This window comes from Streptomyces sp. NPDC020681, from assembly GCF_044334895.1.
Classification (GTDB): domain Bacteria; phylum Actinomycetota; class Actinomycetes; order Streptomycetales; family Streptomycetaceae; genus Streptomyces.
Genome location: NZ_JBIRTX010000005.1, coordinates 165,722 through 177,482, shown reverse-complemented (window position 1 = coordinate 177,482; position 11,761 = coordinate 165,722). Strand labels below are relative to the sequence as shown.

Genomic DNA, 11,761 nt, shown 5'->3' with positions numbered 1-11,761 from the left:
CGATTCACAACACCGGGCCGGTCATGACCGGCCCGGGGCAGGGTCGGCGTCATGACCGCGACCATTCTGTATACGCCTGCGGCCGAGGACCGGCCCTCTTCTTCTGTGCTGCCGCTCCGACTCATGCTGGCGCCGGTCGGCGCCGCTCCTGCACTGATCGATGGTGCGTGGTGGCCTCGCACCCGCGATCTCACGGCGGAACTTCCCGCGCTGACGGCCGTACTGGACCCGTTGTGGGGGCGGATCACGCGTGTCACGGTGAACCCCACATTCTGGCCGGTCGTCCCCCGCAAGGTGCCCGTCGCCGGGCACGTGGTGCATGTGGGCTGGTTCAAGGCCGAGCAGGACCCCCACAAACTGCTGCTCCTCTCCTACACCGCCGGCCGCTTGGACCTGCTGGTTATCCCGCCCGAGACCAGCCCCGGCACAGCCGCCCGGCTGATGGCCACGGCCACTGATCCGCAGCGCTGTCTCACAGCGAGCGGCTTGATCCAGGAGGCAGAGCTCTTCCGGATGGCGGCCGAGGCTGACTGGGACTCGACCCGCGAGAGGGTCTGGGACTCCGAAGGCGGGCATGACACCCGCCGCACGGACTCTCGCAGCCCCCACGGTGCAGTCATTGACCGTGGGCCGATTCCGGCGGAAGGAACGTGAGTGGCGTGGTGACCTTCGCGACCGTGATCGTGCTCCTGGCGATGATCGCCGTGGGCGTGCTCGCGCTTCAACTGTTCACCACGCGGCACGACGACCGCATGGCGGCCTTGCCCTCCGGCCGTTCGCAGCCGCTGGGCAAGGGTTCGGGGCGGGCCGCCGCAGCACGCAGTGTGACGGGCGGACTGTGGCGGCGCCGGCCGTGGCGTCGTACCGAGGAGAAGTCTCTGCGGAACCGGTCCGGCAGAGGGGGGCCACCCGAGGACAGCGCCCCATGACAGCCGACCTACCGCGTCCCGTACGGCTCCTGGACGACACGAGCAACCAGCCGGTGGAGCCGGGTGTCGCTGTGCTGAGGATGGAGACCACCTCCAGTCGTGTGGGGTTGTTCGACGGGGCGTGGTGGCCGCGCACCCGCAATATCGAGACCCAACTGCCCAGCCTGATCACCGCCTTGGCCGCCCGCCTGGGACCCGTCGCACGCGTCGGACTGGACACGAGCGCCTGGGACGGCGCTCCGGGCCACCTCGTCATCGACGACCGCATGATCCGTATCGACTGGTCCGCCGTCGACGACAGCACCATGCTCATCACTCGCGGACCCCAGGACCACTTCTCCTTCCTGGTCATCCCGCCACAAGCCGACGCCGTTGCCGCCCGCGCCGCGATGACCATGGCCGTGGAGGACGGCAACTGCACCTCGGCAGAACAGATCCTCACTGACACCGGCATCACCCCCGCCTAGTGGACGTCCGTCCGCCACACCAGCCGCACGCGCGCACCGAACAGCCGGGCCCCGACCCGCCGCGTCCTGCGTGTCCAGATTCAGACACTCCGCCGGCACGGCTCGGACACCGGGATACCGGTCGCCCACCAGGCCGAGAAACGGCAGCTTCTGGCCGCCCCCTTCGCTCGGACCGCGGACTATGCTGCATAGAGACGTCGACGCCCCCATACCGACGCGCATTGCTTTTGGCACTGATGCCTGCGGGCTGCGGACTCCGTCCGATCACCCGGTGCATCCCTGAGGGAACCAGCTGGACCTCTGCCTGGAACACAGGCTGCTGGACCGACCGTTCGCCTGCCCGCACGAGAGTACGACCGTAAACGGAGCGCGCAGGAGCCGGGAATCCGGCACCGCATGGCGCTGCCCGGCCGGTCTCCTGAACCGAGGCACTATGCCACTTCCACAGCTGACCCTCTACCGGCACGACAAGAACAGCCGGGCGTTGATCACCCTGGCCGGCGAGATCGACCTGGCGACGGCGCACCTGGTCCGCCGCACGCTGGCGCAATGCCTGCACGACGGCATCCGCACCATCGACATCGACCTCACCACCCTCACCTTCTGCGACTTGACCGGCCTCAACGCTTTCCTCGACGCGTCGCACGCAACCTCCGCCGCCGGTGGATCTCTGCGGTTGCACTACCCGCCCCCCGTGGTGGCCCGGCTCCTCGCCCTCACTGGCACCGGCACCCTGCTCCTCGGCCTCCCGGCCGTCCCTCTCGGAAGGCCGACGGACCTGCCGCGTGTGTCCGGCGCGGATCTCATGGAACGAAAATCTCCTGCCGTTCCGGCGGGTGTGTTGTGAGAGAGCAGTCCCGGGCAGGGCAGCCGGACAAACCTGCCCCCATGGATGCGGTACGCCTACGCCCACTGAACCGCTGGCAGGCCGAGGGCGTGAAGGAGGACCTGGCCGACCTGTACGTCGAGTCCTCCGACACAGCCGCCGGTGAGGAGTACCGCAACCGTCAGGACTTTCTGCGCCGCCTCGCAGACGATGTCCGCAGGCCGGGGTTCGCGATTCTGATCGCGGAGACGACGGCTCTTGCAGGATGTGCCTTCGGATTCCCGCTGAGGCGTGACAGCTCCTGGTGGCGTGGCTTCGACGGCGCACTGCCGCAGAACATCGAGCAACTCACAGCATCCGGGCATGTCTTCGCCATCACCGAGATCGTGATCCACCCGCACGAGCAGGACCGTGACCTCGCCCGCCGGCTGCAGGCACGCCTGCTCGCCGACAGCCATGCCTCACTCGGCGCCACCCTGGTGCCGTCAGGAGACCGTGCAGCCCTTGCCACCTTCCAGTCCTGGGGCTGGCAAGAGATCGGCGAAGTACACAGGCCACCCGGCCCGGCAGTGTTTCGGGCACTGGTCCTGCCCATCGGGCAGCGAACAGCGGCCACCCCGGACGGCCTCGCGCACAACGCCCGCACGCAGCGGGCCGAATAGCCCGGCCGTCTGCGTTGCCAGCAATTACCTCCAGCCAGGGGACACGATTTCTCCGCCGGGCGTCGCCGAGCCAGTGGATGCGGATCCGAATAATGCCTGGTCATGCGCGCGTCCCTGCACCGCCGACGGAGTAGGGTGAAATTACCGGGAGCGCTTCGCGTCTCGGCTCCCGACGCCGCTCGTCAGGTCGCAGAGATGCTCAGAGCCGGCGCGGTCCTGGCTGGTGACGAGTCAGTCCTCGGAGCAGGACCGCACGCAGATGGACCAAGTCTGAAGCGATGCCCCTGTACGGGGCGGCAGGGCACCGCCGCCCCGGCTCATGGCCACCTCCGGTGCCCGGCACGAGTCGGCGGCAATCATGGCAACACTCCACGAGCGGAAGCACTACCGCGAAGCGATCATGAAAGCCCTGTACGAGACCACGGAAGGCAATCGCCTCCTTGGCGTTACCGGGGCGAAGCTGCGCGACGACCTCCAGGTTCCTGAGCAGGACCTGGCCGCCGCCTGCGCGTATCTGGTGGGAGAGGGGCTCATCACGGTCGAATGGGCAGAAGGCAATACACCGGCGATGGTCACGCTGACGCATCACGGGATCCGGCTCATGGAGGCCGAAGAGGAGGAACGCGGCTGACGCGACGCGGGGGCCGTTTTTCGGGCGCCTGGCAATGTATTGCCCAAAGAACTCCTGATGCCGGGACAGCTCCTCGGGCATAGCATGGAAAGCGGGCCGGAGCACTCTCACGTGCGACCGACCCGGAAGGGCGACCCCGGTGTGTATACGCCGGGGTCGTTGTGTTGCCGCCGACGTGCTCCGGCCAGCACGGCCGCCATTACTGGCCAGAGCCGAACGTGAGGGCTACCAGTCGACGTCGGCGTACGTGGTGCCGAACTTGATGTCGTCGATGCGGTTGGTCGCGGCGTGCTCGGGCGCATCGCGGTCGTAGACGCCCCACTTGGGATCGTTGTAGGTGTTCCAAGTACGGCCCGTGAAGCGGGTGGTGCCGTTGCTGAACGTCTGCTTGGCGCCGTTGTACCAGAGGTCGACCCAGCCGCCCGAGGCCGTGTCCGATGTGTGGATGCCCAGGACGATCCGGTCCCACTGCCAGGCGGACACCGGTGTCGACCAGATCAGCTGCCAGCTCTCGGTCGCGCCCTGCGGGATGTGGAACAGCCGCAGCGAACCGTCCCTGACCGTCATGATGAGCGGATAGTTCTGGTCGCCGTTGGGATACGACTTCCACTGGAAGGTGACGAAGTCGCCGTCGACGACATTCAGATTGCTGGTCCAGCCCAGGTAGTGGGTGCTGTTGTTCTGGAAGGTGTAGGCGCTGCCGCCGACCCTGATGCCGCGGGCCTCACAGCGCGGGAGTCCACTGGGCTTGTCCATCTTCCAGTAGGTGAGCCCGTCGGAACTGGCGGCCGTGACGCTGCCCGGGGAGTCGCACTCCAGAGTTTTGAAAACGCCTGTGCCGTTGACGGCGTCACCGTTCCAGATGAGGGCGGCACTGGCAGGGGAGGCGGTGACGAGGGACCAGGCGATTGCGAGGGCGGGCAGTGCCATGAGACGTCGGCGCATGAGGTTCCCTTCATGAGTGCTGTCAGGCGGGACTAGTCGACGTCGGCGCGGGTCGTGCCCATCTTCAGGCCGTTGACCCAGTGGACCGATTCCACGCTGTTGATCGTGGTGCCGTAGGTGCCCCAGCGGGGGACGTTCCCCTTGAGGTCCCACGTCCGTGCGCTCTGCCGGTCGACCACCAGCCGGCCGTTGACGTACAGGGCGAAGGAACCGCTGGTGGATGTCTGGGCGTTGATGCCCAGTTCGATCTTGTTCCAGGTGCCCGGTGTCCAGGCAACACTCCCGGCGGAGATCCACTGCTCGCCCGGCGCGACGTACCAGATCTTCAGCCGGCTGTCCTCGACCTTCATGAGCACCGGGTAGTTCTGGTCCTGCTCGTCACCGGTGCCCCACGACTTCCATTGGAAGACGGTCTGGGCGTTGCCGGTCTTGGTCATGGACTCCCAGCCGAACCAGTACGTCCTGCCGGATGTGAGCGTGCGTCCGGCGATGCCGTGTCCCTCGCAACGGTCGGAGCCTGCCACCTTGGTGAAGCCGAAGATCTTCCCGCGGCCGTCGTTCCAGTCCGGCTGGTAGACGTACGACGGCGCGTCGCAAAGGATCGAGGCGAATACGGCGGTGCCTCCGTTGTCCGCGTCGCCGTCCCATTCCACCGCGGCGTGCGCGGGTGTTGCCAGGACGAGCGAGAGCGCCGCGGCGACCGCGGTCGGAGCGAGCAGTCGCCCGCTGGGGACCGATCGGACGTTGCTTCGATGCACTGTCTCCTCCTTGCTGAGGGGAATTTGGTGGGGGAGTACCTAAGGAGACGGGCTGGCAACGATGTCAACCCGTCGTTCAAGGGATCAGCCGAGGCGGACGGTGATCTTCTGGGGTGCGCCGGCGGCGCCGGTGAGGTCGCTGAAGGTGAGCCTCAGCGAGGACCCGGTCGTGGCGGAGGCGACGGTGGCGGGCTTGGAAAGCACCCTGGAGACCCGCCGGTTCCAGGTGACGTCCAGGGAGGTGGCCCGGCGGGCGGGGTCGGAGACGACGATGACGGCGGTGCCGTCGCGGTTCTCCCGGACGAGTACCGAGGCAGGGGCGCTGGCGGTGAGCCTGTCCACCGTGCCCGCGCTCCAGAAGTTGACCGCGGTGAAGCCGAGTCTGGGGACGCGTACGCCTTGCTGGTCACCGGTGTTCGCGAGAATCCGCAGCCAGCCCTTGTCGCAGGCGCGTTGCGCGGTGGACTTCGCGCCGGCGCCCGGCAGCAGGATGTACGCATAGCCGCCATCGACCGGGTCGGTGCCGTGGTCGGTGAACAGGGTCAGATAGCGACGCGTGATCGGGTCGGGGGAGCCGCCGGTGTTGATGTCGCGCCAGGCGCCGGTACGTTCCTCCCGTACCGCGCCGACCTTGGCCCCGCCCGGGAAGACGTAGCCGGCCTGGCCCTCGATGTGGGCCCACTCGGCGTCGTCGAAGGTGCCCGTCCAACCCTGCGCCGTCGGCTGGGACTTGCCGTCGACCGTCAGGGCCGGTGCGCCGCTCGTACCGAGGTGGCGGTTGTCGATCGTGGTCTCGACCGGGTAGCCGTCCGTGGAGGTGACGCCCGCGCCCAGGCAGACGATGGAGTCGTCGAGCCAGAACCAGGACTTCTTGGCGTTCATGGTGCTGGAGATGCCCTTGAGGTGCTGGCCGGTGGCGCCGAACTCGCCGTCGGTGGTGCCGCCGACCCAGGCCGAATCGGGCATCGGCTGGCCCCAGTTGCCGCCTTCTCCGTCGGCGAGGGGCTTGCGGGAGGCGGTGATGCCGGGCAGGCGGTACGGGTCGACGGTGGGCCAGTAGGCGTCGGAGTACTGCTCGAGGCCGAAGTCGCTGCCCCACCAGGAGAGCCAGCCGGCGCCGGTGTGGTAGCCGCGGGCGTGTTCGCCGTTGCCGAACTCGTAGTGGGCGATGCGGTTCGAGGCCATGGAGACGGAGGCGGCCCAGGTGCGTCGGCGGTGCGTGGCGCGGTCCATGTTGTGGAACAGCCGGTGCTCGACGGGCTCGGGGGCCGCCTTGACGGACGTGTCGTCCTGCACGCCCTGAAGCAGAGATGCCCGGATCAGGCTGAGGCCGGGGTTCGTGAGAGCCGGGAAGTGGTAGTCGCGCCGCAGCCAGCCCTTGACCATGGCCCGCCAGCGCGCGTTCTCCTCGGGGCTCGCGCCCTGGCCGATGAGTACGAGGGTGGCAAGGAGGCCGTGCGCTCGCAGATGGTCGCTGCCGCCCTGACGGCTGATGCCGCGGGACGAGACGTTGTCCATCATCAGGCCGTTGTAGATGAACGGCGCGACGGCCGTCTCGACGGTGTCGAGGAAGAGCTGGGTGCTCGGGTCGTTCAGCTCCCAGGTGGACCCGCGCAGCAGCGCGAGGAGCCGGCCCACACCGTCGTGCAGCACCGAGCCGTAGCCGCCGATGTAGGGGACGTTGCGGTGCTGGATGAACGAGCCGTCGGAGTAGAAGCCGTCGCCTGCCGTGACATAGGGGAAGACCGGCGTCAGTGCCCGGGCGGCCAGCGCGACCTTGTCCGGGGTCTGGCCGACGATGCCGCGCAGGATGATGCCGCGGCACAGGTCGACACGGTTCGCGCCGGTGCTGGTGCCGGTGTACTCCGCCACCGCCGAGTCGGGCAGGAAGTGGTCGACTGCCGTGCAGTAGCCGGCCATCCGGTCTTCGGACAGCTGGTCGTGGAGCAGTACGCAGATGTCCATGAGCGCCTGTGCGGAGCCGATCTGCCAGTTCCACCAGTTGCCGTATCGCGTGGTGCTCTCGTTGTAGACGTCGGTGTGGATGTGGTCGAGCCCGGCGATGATCGCTTCGAGGAGCACCGCATCTCCGGTGAGCCCGGTGCCGGGCTGGCAGTAGGCCTGTGCCATGACGCTCAGCCTGTTGTAGCTGTCGTTCATGCGGCCCGAGAAGGCGTACGACTCCGCGTCGAGATCCGGCTCCGGGTCGGCCCACACCATGCCCGGCCACAGCGAACCGCTCGCAGGAGCCATGGTCGACAGGTATCCGCGGGCCGTGTTGCCGAGGTCGGCGAGCAGGGTCTTGAACGGTTCGGCGGTCGGGCTGAAGCCCGTACCCAGCACGAGGTCACGCCACTTCCCGCGCAGGACCGCGAACTCCTCGGCAGAGTCGGCTGTTTCACTGGCGAAGGCCGGACGGAACGTCACTCCGGTGAGCCCCGTGGCCGGGGCGGTGCCGCCGGCGGCTTGCAGGAAGGCGCGGCGATGCCAGGTGGAACCGGTCATGGAGGACCCAATCTCTGCGGGGACGCCGTCGGGGGCGGGCACGTGAGTCCGCCGCAGCACGTGCGCGTAGCGGCCTCATTGGTTGGCCAGATTGGGATTCCGGATGACTGAAGTCAATACTCCGCTGTCAATCGGTCAAGTATCGGTCAGTCACTGGTCACTTGGATGGGGCTCCGCACGACTCCCGCACATGGAGCTGAGGCAGCAGCTCGATGTGCGTGCTCTGGACCGCGGGGTTTTCCAGCCGGCGCAACAGAAGCTTTGCGGCCGACTCGCCGATGGCGCGCTTCGCCGGTGCGATCGAGGTCAGCGGCACATCCGCCAGCTCGGCCAACTCGTCGTCGTAGCAGACGATCGCGAAGTCCTCGGGCACGCGGTAGCCCCGGATCAGCAGGCGTTGGAGCAGGTTGATCGCATCGGTGTCGGTGTGCACGATCGCCGCCCGCACCCCGTCGGATTCGATCAGGTCGAGCAACCGGTCCGTGTCGCTCTCGAAGGTGTCGTAGTAGCCCGTCGGGGCGGAGTTCAGGGCCGAGAGGTCGTCGTCGGGGAGGCCGAGTGAGCTCATCGCGGCCCGGTATCCACGGCGGATGCGGGGCCGGCTGTGTGTGGTCCGGGACATCAGCGCGATCCGCCCGTGGCCGATCCCGGCCAGATGGCGCACACCTGCCGCGGCACCCTCCGCATGGTCGGAACTCACCCGGTCGAGCCCTGCTCCGGACGCGCCCATCGGTATCTGCCGCTCCATCAGCACCACGGGAACCCGCAGCTCGCCGAGCTCCTGCAGATCCGCTTCGCTCGGGCCGTCGATGCTCCAATTGGGCGTCAGCAGCAGGCCGTCGACGCCGGCCTCGATCAGGGTCTTGATCTGTGCCGGATCGCGCTCCCTGCGGTAGTCGGTGATTCCGACGCGCAGACGCACACCGGCGGCGGCTGCCGCGGCGCGAGCGCCGCGGATGACCGACGGGTAGAAGTAGTCGGCGGCCGGTACGACCATCCCCAGCGTGAGGCCGCTGGGCGGCGCGGGCGGCGCCTGACGGGCGAGCCTGACGTCTCGCGCACTCAGCTCGGCCGTCGGCCAGACCACCGACCCGTGCAGCCTCCGTACGCGGCCCACGTCGGCCAGTGCGGCCACGTCCCGCCGGGCGGTCTCCACCGAGATCCCGAGCTCGACCGCGAGGTCGACGACCCGCACGCTCTCACGTTCCCGCACGAGCCGCAGTACCCGCTTGTGCCGCTCGTCCACGCTCTCCCGCACTGTTCCCCCTGGGCTCGTCCCGTCGGCGACGCCGTGACAGTTTGCAGCGTATCGAGCTCGATCGAGGATTGAGTGCCCGGAAAGTGACCGAACCGGCGTACTCAGGCCCAGCAAATCCAGTACTTCCAGAAACGGGATCGCACGGCCCCATCTGGCAGGAACGAAAGGGCCGCGCGAGTTCGAGTACCTACGGGGCGACTACTGGGGGACTACCGGGCGGCTACAGGTCGGTCGCGATGATCTTCTCGATGTTGCGTTCGGCGAGCGCCGTGATCGTGACGAACGGGTTCACGCTGGTGTTCCCGGGGATCAGCGCGCCGTCGATCACATACAGGCCCGAATAGCCGTGCAGGCGGCCGTAGTTGTCCGTGGCCTTGTTCAGTACCGCGCCGCCGAGTGGGTGGTACGTCAGGTGATCGCCCCAGATCTTGTACGTGCCGAAGAGATCGGTGCGGTAGATCGTCCCCTCCTTCGCGTTGATCTTGTCGAAGATCGTCTTCGCCATGTCGATGGACGGCTGTTTCCAGGCGGTCTGCCAGTTCAGGTCGACCTTGCCCGCCGCCGCGTTCCAGGAGAACTGTGCACGGTTCGGGTTCTTCGTGATCGACAGATAGAACGAGGCGTACGTCTCGATCCCGGTGGGCAGTGGTGCGACCTCGGCGAACGCGCCGCCCGCAGCCCAGTTGTCGATGCCGGAGCACGGGATGCTCGACTGGACCTTGCCGGTCGGGTCCCACAGGTGGTTGGCGCGGCCGCACATGACGTTGCCGTTGTCGCCCCATCCCATGCCGATCTCGTTGTTGAGGTTGGGCAGCGCGCCGGTGGCCTTCAGCCTGGTGAGCAGCTTGCTGGTGCCGACGCTGCCGGCCGCGAAGAACACCCTGTCCGCGGTCACGGTCTTGGTGGTCGTGGTGTCACCGCTGGTGTTGATCTGGTCGATGACGACCGTGTAGCCACCGTCGGCCGCCGGGGCGACCGAAGTGACCTTGTGCAGCGGCGAGATGGTGACCCTGCCGGTGGCCTTGGCCAGGGCGATGTAGGTCTGCTGGAGCGACTTCTTGCCGTAGTTGTTGCCGTACAGGATTTCGCCGGCCACCGCCGACTTGGGGACGGTTCCGGCCGCCTCCTGCTTCATGTAGTTCCAGTCGTATACGTCCGGTACGAAGACGAACGGGAAACCGGAACGCTGGGCGTGCTTGCGGCCGACCCGGGCGTACTGGTAGCAGTCGACGGTGTCGAACCAGGCCGGGTCGATGGTGGAGACCCCGAGCCCGGCGTTGGCGCGCGGGTAGTAGGTGCCGTACATCTCGTCGGGGTTCACCGACGGGAGCACGGCGGCGAAGTTCTCCCGCTTGGGCGTGACGGCCATGCCGCCGTTGACCAGTGAGCCGCCGCCGACGCCACGGCCCTGGTAGACGATGATGCCGCCCATTTCCTCGGCGTCCAGGATCCCGGTGTAGCGGGGGATGGTCTTGTCGAGCGGGAAGCCGAGGAAGTTGCTCAGGGGCTGTTTGGTCTTGGTCCGGAGCCAGTAGGACCGGTAGTCCGGCGTGGTCGTGTTGCAGAAGATCTTGCCGTCCGAACCGGGGGTGTCCCAGGCCATGCCCATCTCGATCATGTGCACGTTGACGCCGGCCTGGGCGAGACGCAGAGCGGCGACGGAGCCGCCGTATCCGGTGCCGATCACCAGGACGGGGACGTGGGCTCCGGGGGTGATCACGGCGGTGGCCGCCGCCTGGGCCGCGGTGTGGTGACCCGTTAAGGCCACGGCTCCAAGAATAGAACCGGTTCCAGCGATGAATCTGCGGCGTGATACGCCGTCAGAACCCGTACCACGCTTGACAGAATCGCTCATGTGACATTCCTCACTCTCGGTGGAGTGAGAACAGGTTCTACTGTTTCTGGCCTGTTAAGTCACGGCATACCAAAAAGTAACTTGTGTCCGATCTTGTACTGAAGGGAACCGGCCAGTCGCCGGCCGCGGCGGAAGGAGCCGCGGCCGACACGACGTCAGCTGGCGAACATTCCCGCGGTCGCGTTGACCCAGGTACCCGTGATGGAGCAGCCGGCGTCGGAGGCGAGGAACGTCGCCAGCGCGGCGATGTCGGCGATCCGCGGCGAGCGCCTGGTCATCCGCAGGTTGTCGAGGTGACCGCGAATGCCCTGGACAGCGGCCTCGTCCAGACCTGTGGCTCCGGCCGCGGCCAGCTTCTCCGCCGTCAGACTGTCGGTGACGCCGGCGGTCCAGATCCCGCAGACGCGGACTCCCGCAGGGCCGACCTCCTGGGCGAACTGGCGGATCAGCGCGTCGATCGCACCGTCCGCCGCGGCCGTGCCCCCGAGCATCGGACTGCCGTTGGCGGACCCGCTGTCCAGCGACAGGATGACGCCCGAACCCTGCGCGGCCATCCGGCGGGCCGCGGCCCGGGCGGTGATGAACTGGCAGGCGATGCCCTGCACGACCGGCCTCGTGTAGTCCGCGAGCGACATCTCCGTGAGCGGCACGCCCTGGAAGTCCCCTCGCGGCACGAGGTTGAGCGAGATGTCGATCCGGCCGGCCCGCTCGACGACCGAGGACGCATGAGCCTCGACGGCCGCTTCGTCACGGGCATCGAGCACGTCGTACTCGGCACCGGTCCCGGAGGCGGCCTCCCGCAGCGTGGACTCTGTTCGGCCCACCAAAAACACCCGCGCGCCGGCCGCGGCGTACGCCTTCGCGACACCTGCGCCCAGCGAACCAGCACCGCCGTAGATGACCGCGACCTTGTCCTTCAGCATGG

Annotated in this window: 12 protein-coding genes; 6 read left to right on the top strand and 6 right to left on the bottom strand. The window is 67.9% G+C overall.

The genetic code is table 11. The features are described from left to right. Positions 1-51: 51 nt before the first annotated feature. From ACH4YL_RS13840 to ACH4YL_RS13815, 6 genes are all read left to right on the top strand, one after another. The gene (locus ACH4YL_RS13840; RefSeq protein ID WP_398507512.1) at positions 52-654 is read left to right on the top strand and encodes a DUF5994 family protein; all 603 of its coding nucleotides are present in this window, start codon (positions 52-54) and stop codon (positions 652-654) included. Between the two features lie 5 nt (positions 655-659). Beyond that, positions 660-929: a hypothetical protein gene (locus tag ACH4YL_RS13835; protein WP_398507511.1), complete on the top strand. Its 270-nt coding sequence runs from the start codon at positions 660-662 to the stop codon at positions 927-929. Next, entirely contained in the window at positions 926-1,396 is a 471-nt protein-coding gene (locus ACH4YL_RS13830; RefSeq protein ID WP_398507510.1) for a DUF5994 family protein, read from the top strand. The genes ACH4YL_RS13835 and ACH4YL_RS13830 overlap by 4 nt, the downstream gene beginning before the upstream one ends. Positions 1,397-1,829: 433 nt before the next feature. After that, on the top strand, positions 1,830-2,243 hold the full coding sequence (locus ACH4YL_RS13825; RefSeq protein ID WP_398507509.1) for an STAS domain-containing protein: 414 nt from the start codon (positions 1,830-1,832) through the stop codon (positions 2,241-2,243). 41 nt (positions 2,244-2,284) lie between these two features. Continuing rightward, on the top strand, positions 2,285-2,884 hold the full coding sequence (locus tag ACH4YL_RS13820; protein ID WP_398507508.1) for a hypothetical protein: 600 nt from the start codon (positions 2,285-2,287) through the stop codon (positions 2,882-2,884). Positions 2,885-3,242: 358 nt separating this feature from the next. After that, positions 3,243-3,515 carry a hypothetical protein gene (locus ACH4YL_RS13815; protein ID WP_398507871.1) on the top strand — a complete coding sequence of 91 codons (273 nt, stop codon included), beginning with the start codon at positions 3,243-3,245 and terminating at the stop codon, positions 3,513-3,515. 225 nt (positions 3,516-3,740) lie between these two features. Here ACH4YL_RS13815 and ACH4YL_RS13810 read toward each other — a convergent pair whose 3' ends face one another. The 6 genes from ACH4YL_RS13810 to ACH4YL_RS13785 form a co-directional block, all read right to left on the bottom strand. Then, positions 3,741-4,460 (bottom strand): heparin lyase I family protein, encoded by a 720-nt coding sequence (locus ACH4YL_RS13810; RefSeq protein ID WP_398507507.1) that lies wholly within the window; start codon positions 4,458-4,460, stop codon positions 3,741-3,743. A gap of 32 nt (positions 4,461-4,492) precedes the next feature. Further along, positions 4,493-5,218 (bottom strand): heparin lyase I family protein, encoded by a 726-nt coding sequence (locus tag ACH4YL_RS13805; RefSeq protein WP_398507506.1) that lies wholly within the window; start codon positions 5,216-5,218, stop codon positions 4,493-4,495. 84 nt (positions 5,219-5,302) lie between these two features. Further along, complete coding sequence (locus ACH4YL_RS13800; protein ID WP_398507505.1) at positions 5,303-7,723, bottom strand: polysaccharide lyase 8 family protein; 2,421 nt, start codon at positions 7,721-7,723, stop codon at positions 5,303-5,305. A 157-nt stretch (positions 7,724-7,880) separates the two neighbouring features. Then, on the bottom strand, positions 7,881-8,981 hold the full coding sequence (locus ACH4YL_RS13795) for a substrate-binding domain-containing protein (protein WP_398507504.1): 1,101 nt from the start codon (positions 8,979-8,981) through the stop codon (positions 7,881-7,883). Positions 8,982-9,201: 220 nt separating this feature from the next. After that, entirely contained in the window at positions 9,202-10,836 is a 1,635-nt protein-coding gene (locus tag ACH4YL_RS13790; RefSeq protein ID WP_398507503.1) for a GMC oxidoreductase, read from the bottom strand. Positions 10,837-10,991: 155 nt separating this feature from the next. Then, entirely contained in the window at positions 10,992-11,759 is a 768-nt protein-coding gene (locus ACH4YL_RS13785; protein ID WP_398507502.1) for an SDR family oxidoreductase, read from the bottom strand. Between the last annotated feature and the right edge of the window lie 2 nt (positions 11,760-11,761).